Origin of the sequence: Pseudomonas sp. CDFA 610 (assembly GCF_021147865.1) — a bacterium.
Lineage (GTDB): Bacteria > Pseudomonadota > Gammaproteobacteria > Pseudomonadales > Pseudomonadaceae > Aquipseudomonas > Aquipseudomonas alliivorans.
Genome location: NZ_JAGTPM010000010.1, coordinates 152,037 through 166,377, shown reverse-complemented (window position 1 = coordinate 166,377; position 14,341 = coordinate 152,037). Strand labels below are relative to the sequence as shown.

At 55.8% G+C, this 14,341-nt stretch carries 14 protein-coding genes; 10 read left to right on the top strand and 4 right to left on the bottom strand.

Going from position 1 to position 14,341, the window contains the following annotated elements:
* Positions 1-103 precede the first annotated feature (103 nt).
* From rpsA to KDX39_RS19705, 8 genes are all read left to right on the top strand, one after another.
* Complete coding sequence (gene rpsA / locus KDX39_RS19740; RefSeq protein WP_025261287.1) at positions 104-1,789, top strand: 30S ribosomal protein S1; 1,686 nt, start codon at positions 104-106, stop codon at positions 1,787-1,789.
* Between the two features lie 296 nt (positions 1,790-2,085).
* The gene (ihfB, locus tag KDX39_RS19735; RefSeq protein WP_003369729.1) at positions 2,086-2,382 is read left to right on the top strand and encodes an integration host factor subunit beta; all 297 of its coding nucleotides are present in this window, start codon (positions 2,086-2,088) and stop codon (positions 2,380-2,382) included.
* 24 nt (positions 2,383-2,406) lie between these two features.
* Complete coding sequence (locus tag KDX39_RS19730; protein ID WP_231661521.1) at positions 2,407-2,655, top strand: lipopolysaccharide assembly protein LapA domain-containing protein; 249 nt, start codon at positions 2,407-2,409, stop codon at positions 2,653-2,655.
* A 400-nt stretch (positions 2,656-3,055) separates the two neighbouring features.
* Positions 3,056-4,477: an MBL fold metallo-hydrolase RNA specificity domain-containing protein gene (locus tag KDX39_RS19725; RefSeq protein ID WP_231661520.1), complete on the top strand. Its 1,422-nt coding sequence runs from the start codon at positions 3,056-3,058 to the stop codon at positions 4,475-4,477.
* Between the two features lie 212 nt (positions 4,478-4,689).
* A complete protein-coding gene (locus KDX39_RS19720) occupies positions 4,690-5,667 on the top strand; it encodes a UDP-glucose 4-epimerase family protein (protein WP_231661519.1) in 978 nt (325 codons plus the stop codon).
* The gene (locus tag KDX39_RS19715) at positions 5,660-6,676 is read left to right on the top strand and encodes an MraY family glycosyltransferase (protein WP_231661518.1); all 1,017 of its coding nucleotides are present in this window, start codon (positions 5,660-5,662) and stop codon (positions 6,674-6,676) included. The genes KDX39_RS19720 and KDX39_RS19715 overlap by 8 nt, the downstream gene beginning before the upstream one ends.
* Positions 6,677-6,774: 98 nt before the next feature.
* Positions 6,775-8,769 carry a polysaccharide biosynthesis protein gene (locus KDX39_RS19710; protein WP_231661517.1) on the top strand — a complete coding sequence of 665 codons (1,995 nt, stop codon included), beginning with the start codon at positions 6,775-6,777 and terminating at the stop codon, positions 8,767-8,769.
* A 158-nt stretch (positions 8,770-8,927) separates the two neighbouring features.
* Positions 8,928-9,266 carry a ComEA family DNA-binding protein gene (locus tag KDX39_RS19705; protein WP_231661516.1) on the top strand — a complete coding sequence of 113 codons (339 nt, stop codon included), beginning with the start codon at positions 8,928-8,930 and terminating at the stop codon, positions 9,264-9,266.
* A gap of 56 nt (positions 9,267-9,322) precedes the next feature.
* On the opposite strand, the gene KDX39_RS19700 is transcribed toward KDX39_RS19705, so the two are convergent.
* Complete coding sequence (locus KDX39_RS19700) at positions 9,323-9,943, bottom strand: TetR/AcrR family transcriptional regulator (RefSeq protein WP_231661515.1); 621 nt, start codon at positions 9,941-9,943, stop codon at positions 9,323-9,325.
* A gap of 316 nt (positions 9,944-10,259) precedes the next feature.
* Here KDX39_RS19700 and KDX39_RS19695 point away from each other — a divergent pair, with 316 nt between their 5' ends.
* A complete protein-coding gene (locus KDX39_RS19695) occupies positions 10,260-11,537 on the top strand; it encodes an aromatic amino acid transport family protein (protein ID WP_099229202.1) in 1,278 nt (425 codons plus the stop codon).
* Between the two features lie 243 nt (positions 11,538-11,780).
* On the opposite strand, the gene KDX39_RS19690 is transcribed toward KDX39_RS19695, so the two are convergent.
* The 3 genes from KDX39_RS19690 to KDX39_RS19680 all read right to left on the bottom strand — a co-directional run bounded on the left by KDX39_RS19690 (position 11,781) and on the right by KDX39_RS19680 (position 12,973).
* Positions 11,781-11,987, bottom strand: coding sequence for a hypothetical protein (locus KDX39_RS19690; protein WP_025993849.1), 207 nt, complete (start codon positions 11,985-11,987; stop codon positions 11,781-11,783).
* A 113-nt stretch (positions 11,988-12,100) separates the two neighbouring features.
* On the bottom strand, positions 12,101-12,583 hold the full coding sequence (locus KDX39_RS19685; RefSeq protein WP_231661514.1) for a GreA/GreB family elongation factor: 483 nt from the start codon (positions 12,581-12,583) through the stop codon (positions 12,101-12,103).
* 3 nt (positions 12,584-12,586) lie between these two features.
* Positions 12,587-12,973: a hypothetical protein gene (locus tag KDX39_RS19680; protein WP_231661513.1), complete on the bottom strand. Its 387-nt coding sequence runs from the start codon at positions 12,971-12,973 to the stop codon at positions 12,587-12,589.
* A gap of 162 nt (positions 12,974-13,135) precedes the next feature.
* Here KDX39_RS19680 and earP point away from each other — a divergent pair, with 162 nt between their 5' ends.
* Positions 13,136-14,269, top strand: coding sequence for an elongation factor P maturation arginine rhamnosyltransferase EarP (gene earP / locus KDX39_RS19675; RefSeq protein WP_231661512.1), 1,134 nt, complete (start codon positions 13,136-13,138; stop codon positions 14,267-14,269).
* Positions 14,270-14,341 lie beyond the last annotated feature (72 nt).

Genomic DNA, 14,341 nt, shown 5'->3' with positions numbered 1-14,341 from the left:
ACCAGACCCCGTCCTGCAGGCTTCCTTTCATATGAACGAAACCCACGTTGTCTGGAGCGTGGCAGATGGGCGTATTCTTCGCCCTTGATCAACAGGAATTAAAATGAGCGAAAGCTTTGCAGAACTTTTTGAAGAAAGCCTAAAAACCCTGAACCTTCAGCCGGGCGCAATCATTACCGGTATCGTTGTTGACATCGACGGCGATTGGGTAACTGTACACGCTGGCCTGAAGTCCGAGGGCGTCATCCCGCTCGAGCAGTTCTACAACGACGCTGGCGAGCTGACCATCAAGGTCGGTGACGAAGTGCACGTTGCGCTGGACGCGGTCGAAGACGGCTTTGGCGAAACCAAGCTGTCCCGCGAAAAAGCCAAGCGCGCCGAGTGCTGGATTGTTCTGGAAGCAGCTTTCGCAGCTGAAGAAGTGGTCAAGGGCGTTATCAACGGTAAGGTTAAAGGCGGCTTCACTGTCGACGTTAACGGCATCCGTGCGTTCCTGCCTGGTTCTCTGGTTGACGTTCGCCCTGTGCGCGACACAACTCACCTGGAAGGCAAAGAGCTCGAGTTCAAGGTCATCAAGCTGGACCAGAAGCGCAACAACGTTGTCGTTTCTCGTCGCAGTGTCCTGGAAGCCGAGAACAGTGCCGAGCGCGAAGCTCTGCTCGAGTCCCTGCAGGAAGGTCAACAAGTCAAAGGTATCGTCAAGAACCTCACCGATTACGGCGCATTCGTCGATCTGGGTGGCGTCGATGGCTTGCTGCACATTACCGACATGGCCTGGAAGCGCATCAAGCATCCATCCGAAATCGTCAACGTTGGCGACGAGATCGATGTGAAGGTCCTGAAATACGATCGCGAGCGCAATCGTGTTTCCCTGGGTCTGAAGCAACTGGGCGAAGACCCATGGGTTGCTATCAAGGCTCGTTACCCGGAAAGCACCCGCGTGACCGCGCGTGTGACCAACCTGACCGACTACGGCTGCTTCGCAGAGCTGGAAGAAGGCGTGGAAGGCCTGGTACACGTTTCCGAAATGGACTGGACCAACAAGAACATCCACCCATCCAAAGTCGTTCAGGTTGGCGACGAAGTGGAAGTCATGGTTCTGGACATCGACGAAGAGCGTCGTCGTATCTCTCTGGGCATCAAGCAGTGCAAATCCAACCCGTGGGAAGATTTCTCGGGCCAGTTCAACAAGGGTGACAAGATCTCCGGCACCATCAAGTCGATCACCGATTTCGGTATCTTCATTGGTCTGGACGGCGGCATCGACGGTCTGGTTCACCTGTCCGACATCTCCTGGAACGAAGTGGGCGAAGAAGCCGTACGTCGTTTCAAGAAGGGCGACGAGCTCGACACCGTGATCCTGTCTGTTGATCCAGAGCGTGAGCGTATCTCGCTGGGTATCAAGCAGCTGGAAAGCGATCCGTTCTCCGAGTACGTCACTGTCAATGACAAAGGCGCAATCGTCCGCGGTACCGTTAAAGAAGTTGACGCCAAAGGCGCCATCATCACTCTGGCCGACGACATCGAAGCGACCCTCAAAGCCTCTGAAATCAGCCGTGACCGCGTTGAAGACGCGCGTAACGTCCTGAAAGAAGGCGAAGAGATCGAAGCCAAGATCATCAGCGTTGACCGCAAGAGCCGCGTAATCAGCTTGTCCATCAAGTCGAAAGACGTTGAAGACGAGAAAGAAGCCATTCAGAGCCTGCGTAGCAAGCCTGAAGCCGCTGAAAGCACTGGTCCTACCACTATTGGTGACCTGCTGCGTGCGCAGATGGAAAAACAGAACTGAGTTCTGCTTGACCATTAAAAAGGGCGACTTCGGTCGCCCTTTTTTATACCTTTATTTTGTGTTTTTCCCATGCGCAGTTACGCCTTTCAGGTAATGCTTCTGGCCTTCCAGGCCACGTCCCTTCTATGTTCCTGTCAGGCCTTCAGTGTGGTTGCCATGCGATCATGTGTTCGTCTTGCGTCAGCAAGTCATTGACAATGCTTCACATAAGTCAAGAGACGGGCTGTTCAAATTCATCCGGCCATGCTAAAACCTTCGGAGCGCTGACCTAGCTGCTTGAAAAAGAAGGGAAAAATATGACGAAGTCGGAGTTGATCGAACGAATTGTCACCCATCAAGGGCTGCTCTCATCCAAGGATGTCGAGTTGGCCATCAAGACCATGCTTGAACAAATGTCCCAGTGCCTTGCGACGGGCGACCGTATCGAGATCCGTGGGTTTGGCAGCTTTTCCCTGCATTACCGCGCACCCCGTGTAGGGCGCAATCCCAAAACGGGTCAGTCGGTCAGCCTTGACGGCAAGTTCGTTCCCCATTTCAAACCGGGCAAGGAACTGCGTGACCGCGTCAACGAGGACGAAGAAGAAGGCCTCTGAAATCGTAAATCGAAGGATCACCCGATGCGTCTTTTCAAACGAGTCATTCTGATCGCCGTTGTGCTGTTCATCGTGTTGGCCACGACGGTTTTTGTGCTGGAAAATCGGCAACCCGTTGATCTTGTGCTTTTCGGTTGGTCGGCGCCGCAACTCCCTTTCGCTGTACCGGTCGTGCTTGCCTTGCTGGTGGGCATGCTGATAGGTCCGGTTTTCGCCTGGATCGCGAGTCTGCGCAAGCGCCCCTCCTACGCTCGATCGATCAAGGCCGAGTGAATCAGACATCGCCGGGTCCATGTCCGGCAGTCTTATTTTCCGTTTCCTTCAGTTTTCAATTCTTTCGTAAAGCGACATCCTCCGACTTATAGCATTCTTGTCGTCGGAGTTAAGTGTTCGCGACTCGTGATCCTGCTTATAGCTCTGTAAGAGTTTTCCTGTCTTTTAATGGAATATTCATTTCTGTTGTAAGACGTTTTCTACCTGCGCCGCCATATGCCCATTTGTCGGGACTTCCGGTCGCATCTTTGATTAACCAGCGTGTTTGTTGTCGCTGAGGTCTCTTGTGTCAAGGCTTGAATGCCGGATTTTCGGACGCAGAATAGTGCGGGCTCACAACTCGAGTCACTCGCCAGAAATCATCCGCAATCCAATCTGGCCTTTACACAAAGGTAGTTGAATGTCTTTTCCCAAACTTGTGCATCACGGTGCAGTCGAGACCGTGACGGGCTCGTGCCATCAGTTATGCATGGATGCTGTAAACAGTCTGTTGATCGATTGTGGTTCGACACAGGCCGCCGAGGCTGTTGACGTGGCAGGGTTCGGTTTTTCCCCGGCGAATATCCGGGCGCTTCTTTTGACTCACGTGCATAACGACCACGTGGGGCGTATTCCGGAGTTGCTGGCAAGCGGTTACAAGGGGCCGATCATCTGCAGCGAACCCAGTGCTCATCTCTTGCCGCTGGTCATGGAAGATATTCTCGGCATTCAATTCGGCCATGATTCCGCGCAGGTGGGCCGCCATGTCGACGCTATCGGCAAGCGAATCATTGCGCTGCCCTTTGACACCTGGTTCGAACTGATCGCTAACGAGTCGCTGCATTGCAGAATCCGACTGCAGCGTGCCGGTCACATCCTGGGATCGGCCTGCATCGAATGCGATCTCACCTATCCGCTGGAGAACCGTTCGCAGCGCGTGGTGTTTTCCGGCGACCTGGGTGCGTCGAGTACACCTTTCCTGCCTGCGCCCCGGCCGCCTGAGCGTGCCGATGTTCTGGTACTGGAGGCAACTTATGGCGATCGTCTTCATGAAGATCGCGTCACTCGCCAGCAGCGCCTGGAGCGGTTGATCGACAAGGCTCTGGAAGATAAAGGCACCGTGTTGATTCCAGCCTTCAGTCTGGGACGCACCCAGGAGCTTCTGTATGAACTGGAGGACATTCTGCACAGGAAAGGGCTCTCTCGTGCGCAACCTGCGAACGATGAGGTGTCAACAGTGGACTGGCCACAGCTGCCCGTCATCCTTGATTCTCCGCTGGCCAGTCGGTTTACCAAGGCTTATCAGTCGTTCTCCGACTACTGGAGCGAGGGTGCCCGCGAACGTCTTGAGCAGGGCCGGGCACCTCTGGGCTTCTCGCAGTTGATCACCGTGGATAGCCATGCCAGCCACTTGCAGGTCGTCAACTACCTGACCAGTACTGCTCGCCCGGCCATCGTCATCGCGGGCAACGGAATGTGTGCAGGCGGACGTATCGTCAACTACCTCAAAGCCATGCTGGGTGACAGCCGACACAACGTCCTCTTTGTCGGTTATCAGGCCAAGGGCACGCCGGGCGCTGCCATCCAGGCGCATGGTCCGCGCGGCGGTTACGTCGAGCTTGATCGAGAGCGCTTTGACATTCTGGCTGGCGTCGCCACTGTCAACGGATATTCGGCACATGCCGATCAGGCAGGACTGGTTGCATTCGTGACCGATATGGATGAATGGCCAGCGCAGATACGACTGGTTCACGGAGATCGGCCAGCAAAGAAAACCCTGGCTCAGGTGCTGGAGCGCAAGTACTCGTTGCGCAAACGGGCGGTTGAATTGATTATTCCCTGATCAAGGACAATTCGTCGTACGCTTAGTATGTCATTTAAAGTATGAAAGTCCGGCCGGTGGCAATTGTTTTGAGTCTCAGGTCGTTGAAGGCAATGATTCTGGTCGGCTGCAATATCATCGGCACGTTCTTGAAAATGGCATTTATAGGTGATTAAGGTTGCTAAAATGTCTCGCGTCAGTAATATTTCCACGCTTTGAAAAGGCGTTGCGATATGAGCGATGAGGCTGCATGCATTGCGATAACAGGTGCAACAGGCTTCGTTGGCAGCGCCCTCGTTCGTCAGTTGATCGAAAGGACCGAACACCCAATACGTGTTGCGGTACGCGGTTCTTACGTTAACTCCGGCGAGCGTGTCCATGCAGTGACCGTTGGCTCCCTTTCACCGGACAATCAATGGGCCTCGTTCGTGGAAGGCGCGAGCGTTGTGATTCACTGCGCGGCACGTGTACACGTATTGAATGATTCGGTTGCGCATCCCGAGCTGGAATATTTTCGGGCCAATGTCGAGGCAACCCTGAATCTGGCAGAGCAGGCCGCTGCGGCGGGCGTCCGGCGTTTCATCTTTCTCAGCTCGATCAAGGTCAATGGTGAAACCACTTCACCAGGCCAGCCCTTCAAGTCCACAGACACTTGTAGCCCTGCCGACCCTTACGGCGTGTCCAAGTACAAGGCCGAACAGGGCCTGCGTGAGTTGTCCGCCCGTACGGGTATGGAAGTGGTGATCATTCGTCCGGTGCTGGTCTACGGCCCGGGCGTCAAGGCCAATTTTCTCAACATGATGCGTTGGCTGGACAGACGCGTGCCGATGCCGCTGGGCGCGATCAATAATCGTCGCAGTCTGGTGGCTTTGGGCAATCTTGTGGATCTTCTGGTGACCTGTATCGCTCATCCGGCAGCGGCAGGAGAAACGTTTCTGGTCAGTGACGCTCACGATCTGTCCACGACCCAACTGTTGGAAGAGATGGGCAGGGCGCTGGCCAAGCCTGCCCGGCTGATACCCGTTCCGGGCTGGATGCTGCGCTGTGCTGCGACGCTGCTTGGAAAAAAAGAGTTTTCCCAACGACTGTGCAGCTCACTGCAGGTCGATATTTCCAGAACGTGCGAAGTGCTCGATTGGCTGCCGCCCATAAGATTTGAAAACGCGATGAAAGAGACCGCTCGACACTATCTGGAACACAAACATGCTTGAGTGGCTTGCGATCACGACCATTGCGCTGCTTTCACTGCTGCTGACGGCACTGCTTCGCAGGTATGCGCTGTCCAGAAGCCTGCTGGACGTTCCCAACGCCCGCAGTTCACATTCCATTCCAACCCCCAGGGGCGGAGGCGTGGCGATCGTCGTCGCCTTTCTGCTCGCGATCGTCGTGCTGGCGGGCTCCGGGCAGATTTCTGTCGCCACCTCGATGGCAATCGTCGGTGCAGGTGGTATGGTCGCGGTCATCGGCTTTATGGATGATCATGGGCATATCGCTGCCCGCTGGCGTTTGTTGGGGCACTTTGCGGCGGCTGTGTGGGCACTGGTCTGGTCTGGCGGGTTGGCACCGCTCAGCGTCATGGGTACGACGGTCGACCTGGGTGTTGTCGGTCAGATTTGCGCGGTGTTCTATCTGGTCTGGATGCTCAACCTGTATAACTTCATGGATGGCATCGACGGGATCGCCAGCGTCGAAGCGGTAACGGTGTGCGGCGGCATTGGTCTTGTCTGCGCGTTGAGCGGTTTTGGTGAGCTGCTCTGGGGACCGTTGCTTCTCGCGGCATCGGTTGTCGGGTTTCTCTATTGGAATTTCCCGCCAGCGCGCATATTCATGGGCGATGCTGGCAGTGGATTTCTGGGTATTGCTCTGGGAATACTTTCTTTGCAGGCAGCGTGGGCCTCACCTCAGCTATTCTGGGCGTGGCTGATTCTGTTGGGTGTGTTTGTCGTGGACGCAACGGTTACGCTTCTGCGCCGCCTCGTACGTCGAGAGAAGGTTTATGAAGCGCATCGCAGCCACGCTTACCAGTTTGCGTCACGTCGTCTCGGCGGCCATCTTCCCGTTACGCTGGCCGTCGGTCTGATCAACGTCTGCTGGCTGCTTCCTGTGGCACTGTGGGTCGTCTTGACGGATGCGGAAGGAATCGTGGGGGTCATGGTCGCCTACGTCCCGCTGATACTACTTGCCTTTCGATTCAACGCCGGTCAGGCAGAGACGACTTAACTAAAGGTGATATCGAGTGTCCTATCACGTGCAGCGTTGCATCGAGAAGGTTTTTCAGCAGTGAATCAAGGCTAAGGCGAAGGAGTACTGACCAATTGATGAGCAAGTTGCGAGCTACTCTGCTGGCGTTGCCGCGCCGAAAAAAGCGGATAATTCAGGTTGCTGCTGACATTCTTCTGGTCTGGATCGCCCTGTGGATGTCGTTCGTCGTCCGTCTCGGGATTGACGAACTGATCAATCCGCTTGAAAAACACACGTGGCTTTTCATCAGTGCGCCACTGGCCGCCATTCCCTTGTTCATCCGGTTCGGGATGTACCGGGCCGTGATGCGTTATTTCGGAAACGACGCCCTTATTGCGATCATCAAGGCGGTCACGCTCTCCTCTCTGATTCTTGGTTGCATGGTCTATGTGTACAGTAATCACCAGCAACTGGTGCCTCGCTCGGTCATCTTCAACTACTGGTGGTTGAGCCTGGTCATGATCGGCGGACTGCGTCTGGCGATGAGGCAGTATTTTCTGGGTGACTGGTTTACCGCTGCACAGCATGTGCCCTTTGCCAGGAGCGACAACGGTCTGCAGAAGGTCGCTATTTATGGTGCCGGAGCGGCCGGCAATCAACTGGTCGCGGCCTTGCGGATGGGTCGAGTGATGCACCCGGTCGCGTTTATCGACGATGACGAGTCCATCTCGAATCGAGTCATTTCCGGGCTTCAGGTCTACAAGCCCAAACATATCCAGCGAATGATCGACGCCACGGGCGCCCAGGAAATCCTGTTGGCCATCCCTTCGTCATCGCGGGGGCGACGCCGCGAGATATTGGGATATCTCGAAGGTTTTCCGCTGCACGTGCGAAGTGTTCCGGGCTTCATGGATCTGGCTGCCGGACGCGTCAAGGTAGACGATCTCCAGGAAGTCGACATCGCCGACCTGTTGGGACGCGACGCTGTGCCGGCCCGTGACAACCTGCTGGAGCACTGCATCAAGGGCCAGACCGTTCTGGTCACCGGGGCTGGGGGTTCCATCGGCTCCGAGCTGTGCAGGCAGATCCTGCTGCTCGGTCCGACCAAGCTGCTGCTGCTCGACCACAGTGAGTTCAATCTCTACAGCATCGTGTCTGAACTGGAACAGCGCTCCTCGCGCGAGTCATTGAGCGTCAAGTTGTTGCCGATCCTGGGGTCGGTACGCAACCACCCCAAACTGCTGGCGATCATGAAAGCCTGGAAGGTCGACACGGTGTACCACGCTGCCGCCTACAAGCATGTGCCGATGGTCGAGCACAACATTGCAGAAGGGGTGATCAACAACGTCGTGGGCACCCTCCATACCGCTCAAGCGGCTTTACAGGCGGGTGTCTCGAACTTTGTGCTGATTTCCACCGACAAGGCCGTCAGGCCCACCAATGTGATGGGCAGTACCAAGCGTCTGGCCGAGCTGATACTGCAGGCGCTCAGTCGTGAAACCGCCCCGGTCATCTTTGGCGACAAGGCCAACGTTTATCAGGTCAACAAGACGCGGTTCACCATGGTGCGTTTCGGCAACGTTCTCGGGTCGTCAGGATCGGTGATACCGCTGTTCCACAAGCAGATACAGACCGGCGGACCACTGACCGTCACTCATCCCAAGATCACGCGTTACTTCATGACCATTCCGGAAGCGGCCCAACTGGTAATCCAGGCAGGTTCCATGGGGCACGGCGGTGACGTATTTGTCCTCGACATGGGAGAGCCTGTGAAGATCATCGAACTGGCTGAGAAGATGATTCATCTTTCAGGGCTCAGTATCCGTTCGGAGAAAAACCCTCAGGGGGATATCTCCATCGAGTTCACGGGTCTGCGTCCGGGTGAAAAGCTTTACGAAGAACTGCTGATCGGCGATAACGTAGTGGCCACCGAGCATCCGATGATCATGAGCGCCACTGAAGATTATCTGCCTTGGGATGTATTGAAAGGCCGCCTGACCCGGTTGTTGGATGCGGTTGAGCGTGATGACTATTCCAGCGTGCGCCAGTTGCTTCGAGAGACAGTCAGTGGTTATGCGCCGGAAGGCGAGATTGTCGACTGGATGCATCAGGAACGTCGCAGCGAAACGTGATGTTACGTGATTAAAGTCAGCGCGCTGCCTGTATTTATTGGGAGTTGGATTGTTGTAATAACTGGCAATGCCAGGCGCCGTTGACATGGAGTAACGCTCGCCCTAAGTTTCAAGCGCAGCTTCGGAAAGCTGCCTTAAACTGTTATGGAGCGTTAACTATGCGAACCGCCTTTTTCTCTTCCCTGATGTTTGCCTTGCTGACCAGTGCCTCGTTCGCTGTCAGCGCAGCGCCTGCGCCAACTCCCACCCCCACCCCGTTAGAAGCCCCGGCTTCAGTGGCTGTACAGGAGCAGCGCGCTGACCTTATCAATCTCAACAAGGCCGATGCAGAAACCTTTCAAAAGGAACTCGCGGGTGTTGGCAAAAACAAGGCAGATGCCATCGTGGCCTATCGCGAGAATAATGGCGAGTTTACATCGGTCGACGAACTGATCGAAGTCAAAGGCATCGGAAAGTCCATTCTTGAAAAGAACAGAGACAGACTGACGGTTGAGTAAGGTGGCGTTTCGCTAAATAAAAAAACAGGCCGATATCATACCGGCCTGTTTTTTTGTCATGTATTAAACGGCCGTTCTTCGGGGACAGGGGGCTGAACGGAAACACTCACAGTGTCCGGTTTGCTGATATGCAGTTTCACATGTTCACGAGTGAGGTTCAGAATATGTTCCGACAGCTGCTTGTCATGCACGCTGCGTGACAACATCAGGGCGCCTACCAGACTCGACAGAACCAGCATGCTTTTAGGTTCGGGGTTTTCGATCTGCATGGCTTCATCGAAGGTGTCCAGCAGATGGACGATGATTTCGTCCGTCAGCGGGCTGGGCTGATTCAGCTGACCCAACTCGGCACACATGTTCGGCAACGGGCAGCCGGTACCGGGTTCGTCACGGTGGAGGGGGGACAGATAGACATCGATGAACTCGTTCAGCGAGTCCGGTCCGGTGAATGTCTCGCGAGTGAATGCCTTCGCTTCATCGGCAGCCAGCCTCAAGGCCTGCTCGACGAGGTCATCCTTTGATTTGAAATGCGCGTAGAAGCCACCGTGTGTCAGCCCCAGCGATTTCATCAAAGGTTGAAGGCCAGTCGCGCCTATGCCATCCCGGCGAAAACGTACGGATGCTTCCTTGACAATCCGCTGATGGGTTTGAGCTTTACGATCAAGCGCGTAACGCATGCGCCGAGTCTCCAGGAAGTGGCCGAAATGCTACAGAGCCTTTATACATAGGTGAAACGATGCAGCATAGGTTTTGAGTGGCTTTGGTCCGCATTTCAGGGGTATTACCACGGCTTCCAGGGAAGATTTGGCAATGGCTCCAGTCGTGTCGGCGTACCTGCTGCAGCGTCGTGTTTACAAAACTGTCGGACAAAAAACGTTGATTTCTCGCTGTAATCCCGGACAATCCGGCCCCTGTTTTCGAGGGAAGCGCTGACTGCCAGGTTTTTTCGATGCGTTTCCCTTTTTGATTAACCGGCCACGGAGAGTCCACCGGATGAATGATCAGGCAAATGGCGTCGTAGAACGTCTGGATGTAACACCTGCGAGTGTCGCTGCGTGGAATCGCAACGACACCACCTGGATGCTCGGCCTGTTTGGTACTGCCATTGGTGCAGGCACGCTGTTCCTGCCGATCAACGCAGGCATTGGTGGGTTCTGGCCCCTGATGGTTCTGGCAGTGCTCGCATTTCCGATGACGTTCTATGCGCACCGGGGCCTGACGCGTTTTGTATTGTCTGGCCGTGAAGGCGCCGACATCACCGAAGTGGTCGAACAGCATTTCGGCAAGGCTGCCGGCGCGTTGATCACCCTGCTGTATTTCTTTGCAATCTTTCCGATCCTGTTGATCTACAGCGTGGCGCTCACCAACACAGTAGGCAGCTTCCTTGAGCATCAGCTTCATCTGGAACCGCCACCGCGTGCGATTCTGGCATTGCTGTTGATCGTCGGCCTGCTGGCCGTGGTGCGCTGCGGAGAGCGATTCATCGTCAAGGCCATGAGCCTGATGGTCTACCCTTTCATCGTGGCGCTGCTGTTCCTCGCCGTTTTCCTGATTCCGCACTGGACCGGCGGCATTCTGAGCACCGCAACCACATTGCCCGACGCTTCGGCATTCTGGCCCACGCTGTGGCTGGCCATTCCGGTGATGGTGTTCTCCTTCAACCATACCCCGATCATTTCGGCTTTCGCGGTTGACCAGAAACGTCAGTACGGGGAGAACGCGGAAGTCCGCAGCTCGCAGATTCTGGCGCGTGCCCACGGTCTGATGGTGGTGATGGTGCTGTTCTTCGTGTTCAGTTGCGTCCTGACCCTGTCGCCGATTCAACTGGCCGAAGCCAAAGCCCAGAACATTTCGATTCTGTCCTACCTGGCCAATCACTTCAGCAACCCGACCATCGCATTCGTCGCGCCACTGATTGCCTTCGTGGCGATCTCGAAATCGTTCCTGGGCCACTACATCGGTGCAAGCGAAGGCTTGAAAGGCCTGATCGTCAAGACAGGTCGTCGTCCCGCGCCCAAAGTGCTGGATCGCGTGACCGCTGCGTTCATGCTGGTGGTGTGCTGGATTGTGGCGACGCTGAACCCGAGCATCCTGGGCATGATCGAGACACTTGGCGGCCCTGTCATCTCGGCGCTGCTGTTCCTGATGCCGATGTACGCCATCCACAAAGTACCCGCCATGCGCCAATACGCGGGCAAGCTGTCCAACGTCTTCGTTGTGGCTGCTGGCGTAGTCGCCATCACCGCACTGGTCTATTCGCTGGTTCAATAGTCATCGGCCTGGACGGAAACGGCGCAGTCATCTGCGCCCTTCGTTTGATGATGAGCGTAATAACCTGTTGATGATGGTCGCAATTAAATAATTCGATAAGGAACGGCCCGGCGTGGATCCAGGCTGGAAGTACAGGATGCGCAGTGCCCGGTTTCCGGGGCTTGTAGAGATGCCCGGGGCTCCATTGCGGATGCCCCGAACGCTGTAAATAAATGCGTTGCGCGTCAGTCGAACGTCATGCGGTCAGTCGACAGGCTCCGGGTGCAGAGGTCTGGACAGGTGCATGATGCTCGCGTAGTCGTACACGTACTGACGTCCCGCGTGGCTGGTCGAACGCAACTGGTCGATCAGCAGTCGCTCTTTTTTATTCAGGTACCTCAACGCCGGATCTTGACTGGACTTCAGGCGATCACGTTCATGGGCGTCAGGGAATGCAATGACGTTCGTCATGAAAAATCTCCTTGGGTTTGAGTCCTTGCTTGCTTTGATGTAGCCCCGAGTGCTGCGACGTTGCCACCTTACCCATAAAAACTTGGCGTGATCAACCCTGTTAACGGAGCGGGTTACAGGGTTCGGTTAATCGCGAAGCAATGCTGGCTACCGTTGATGACAATCTGTACCTCGTCATCCTCGGACTTGCCCAGCAAGTGCTGGCCCAGCGGCGCATGAGTGGTAATAACCGTGACCAGTTGCTCGTCCATCCGCACCTTCAGCCCCGCAGCATCAGGCCCCAGAAACAGATACTGAACCTGGCCTGCATCGTTTTCGATCATCACCAGATCACCAACTTGAATACCACGTGATTCATCAAACGCTTTAAGCCACCAGCCCTCATAGCGCTTGAGCGACTGACGAATTTCCTCGACTCGTCTGGCTTGACCGGCAGCAAGGTAAGAGGCTTCCAGTCCCAGTGTGTCGTACTTGTTTTCGGCGATGTTTTCTTCGTGTGTCGCAGCTTCATGAGCGGTCTGGGCGGCTCGTTGTGCAATGTCCAGATCGACTTTCAGTTTCTCGGTGATGTGGTGCAAGACGTCCTTCTTGTTCATGGGTTATCCGCAGTATTCATTGATGCTTGCGCGGCTTTTTTCGCTCGGCGCGGTACGATCCTGCTGCATCCAGAAATCGCATTTGGAGCGGCTGAAGTTGCGTTGCTGTTGTTCCTGGACCTGCTCGCGCGCCTGGCGTGCTTCGCTTTCGCGCAAGCTTTGCTCGTATTTACGAAACATGGCTGTTTCCGGCTCCACCTGTGGCGCGGGCGGTGCCGTCAGTTGCGCAGCGGCCTTTTCCAGTGCCACGGTCTGCGCCGGGGGCAGGCTTTTGTAGACCAGCCAGCCAGTCAGTACCACCGCCATCGCACCGAGCCAGATGCCCAGGGCGATACAGATGATCAACTTCAGGGAGGCAGACAGTTCGTGACGGCGAATGTGAGACGGCATGGCTGGATTCCTGGCGAGAAGGCACAGTGTGATTGTGCCATGCCTGAAGAGTGTGGATGACAATCGTGCATCCGGCGAATATCCGATAAGGGCTCCAGTCTGGTGCAGGCGGGTCGTTCTGAAGGACAATCACTTTTTATTACTCTGCCTCAGGGAGCCGGGATGAAAGCCTCTTGGGACATTTTTTGCAGCGTCGTCGACAACTACGGCGACGTCGGCGTGACGTGGCGACTGGCTCGCCAACTGGTCGCCGAGCACGGGCTGAAGATACGATTATGGATCGACGATTTGCCGGCATTTGCTCGCCTGTGTCCTCAGGCGGATGTTCATGTCGAGCAACAATGGCACGAAGGTGTGGAGGTCTGTCTCTGGCCACAGGAGTGGGTGAGTACGGATATACCGGAAGGCGTGATCGAGGCGTTTGCGTGCCGTTTGCCGGAGGCCTATACCGACACGATGCTGCAACGCTCGCCACGTCCGGTGTGGCTGAATCTCGATTACCTCAGCGCCGAGGAGTGGGTCACGGGGTGTCACGGCCTGCCATCTCTGCAGTCCAGCGGTCTGAAGAAATTCTTTTTCTTTCCCGGTTTTCGTGACACCACCGGCGGCCTGTTGCGTGAGAGCCGTCTGATCGAGCAGCGTCGAGTTTTTCAACTCGACAGCAAGGCGCGTCTGGATTTTCTTTCCCGCCTGGGCGTCGAACCCCGGATCGATGCGCGTCTGATCTCGGTGTTCGCCTACGAAAACCCGGCGCTAGGCAGTTGGCTGGATACGCTTTCCAGCGATTCAGATGCCACCCATCTGTTGGTGCCTGAAGGACGCATTCTGGGTGACCTGCAGCAATGGCTGGGCGTTGATCATCTTCAGGTCGGCGATGTGCTGCAACGACGCTCGCTGACTGTTCAGGTGCTACCGTTTGTCAGGCAGGAGGATTACGACCGAGTGCTGTGGAGTTGCGATTTCAATGTGGTGCGCGGCGAGGATTCATTCGTGCGAGCACAATGGGCAGGCCGGCCGATGCTGTGGCACATCTATCAGCAGGAAGGCGACGCTCATCTGCCCAAGCTTGATGCCTTTCTCGAGCTTTATCTGGCAGGGCTTTCACCTGCCGCCGGTCAGGCGCTCGATGCGTTCTGGCAGGCGTGGAATGCCAGTCAGCCACTGAATGAAAGCTGGCAGTTGCTCATGAATCACTGGCCCGAAGTCGAACGGCATGCCGAACAGTGGTGTGACGAACAGGCATCCCGGACTGATCTTGCGGCAGCGCTGGTGCAGTTTTATGGAAATTCGCTATGATACGCGGCCTTGATGTAAGGCTCTGTACGAAAAGTGCCTGCGCAGGCCATTTCTCGTACAGAGCCTTTGGTT

Excerpts from the sequence above, each read along its gene's own strand:
- KDX39_RS19695 (WP_099229202.1), top strand. The coding sequence starts at position 10,260 with ATGAATGATCAGGCAAATGGCGTCGTAGAACGTCTGGATGTAACACCT.
- KDX39_RS19700 (WP_231661515.1), bottom strand. The coding sequence starts at position 9,943 with ATGCGTTACGCGCTTGATCGTAAAGCTCAAACCCATCAGCGGATTGTC.
- KDX39_RS19690 (WP_025993849.1), bottom strand. The coding sequence starts at position 11,987 with ATGACGAACGTCATTGCATTCCCTGACGCCCATGAACGTGATCGCCTG.
- KDX39_RS19685 (WP_231661514.1), bottom strand. The coding sequence starts at position 12,583 with ATGAACAAGAAGGACGTCTTGCACCACATCACCGAGAAACTGAAAGTC.
- KDX39_RS19710 (WP_231661517.1), top strand. The coding sequence starts at position 6,775 with ATGAGCAAGTTGCGAGCTACTCTGCTGGCGTTGCCGCGCCGAAAAAAG.
- earP (WP_231661512.1), top strand. The coding sequence starts at position 13,136 with ATGAAAGCCTCTTGGGACATTTTTTGCAGCGTCGTCGACAACTACGGC.
- rpsA (WP_025261287.1), top strand. The coding sequence starts at position 104 with ATGAGCGAAAGCTTTGCAGAACTTTTTGAAGAAAGCCTAAAAACCCTG.
- KDX39_RS19730 (WP_231661521.1), top strand. The coding sequence starts at position 2,407 with ATGCGTCTTTTCAAACGAGTCATTCTGATCGCCGTTGTGCTGTTCATC.
- KDX39_RS19705 (WP_231661516.1), top strand. The coding sequence starts at position 8,928 with ATGCGAACCGCCTTTTTCTCTTCCCTGATGTTTGCCTTGCTGACCAGT.
- ihfB (WP_003369729.1), top strand. The coding sequence starts at position 2,086 with ATGACGAAGTCGGAGTTGATCGAACGAATTGTCACCCATCAAGGGCTG.
- KDX39_RS19720 (WP_231661519.1), top strand. The coding sequence starts at position 4,690 with ATGAGCGATGAGGCTGCATGCATTGCGATAACAGGTGCAACAGGCTTC.
- KDX39_RS19715 (WP_231661518.1), top strand. The coding sequence starts at position 5,660 with ATGCTTGAGTGGCTTGCGATCACGACCATTGCGCTGCTTTCACTGCTG.
- KDX39_RS19680 (WP_231661513.1), bottom strand. The coding sequence starts at position 12,973 with ATGCCGTCTCACATTCGCCGTCACGAACTGTCTGCCTCCCTGAAGTTG.
- KDX39_RS19725 (WP_231661520.1), top strand. The coding sequence starts at position 3,056 with ATGTCTTTTCCCAAACTTGTGCATCACGGTGCAGTCGAGACCGTGACG.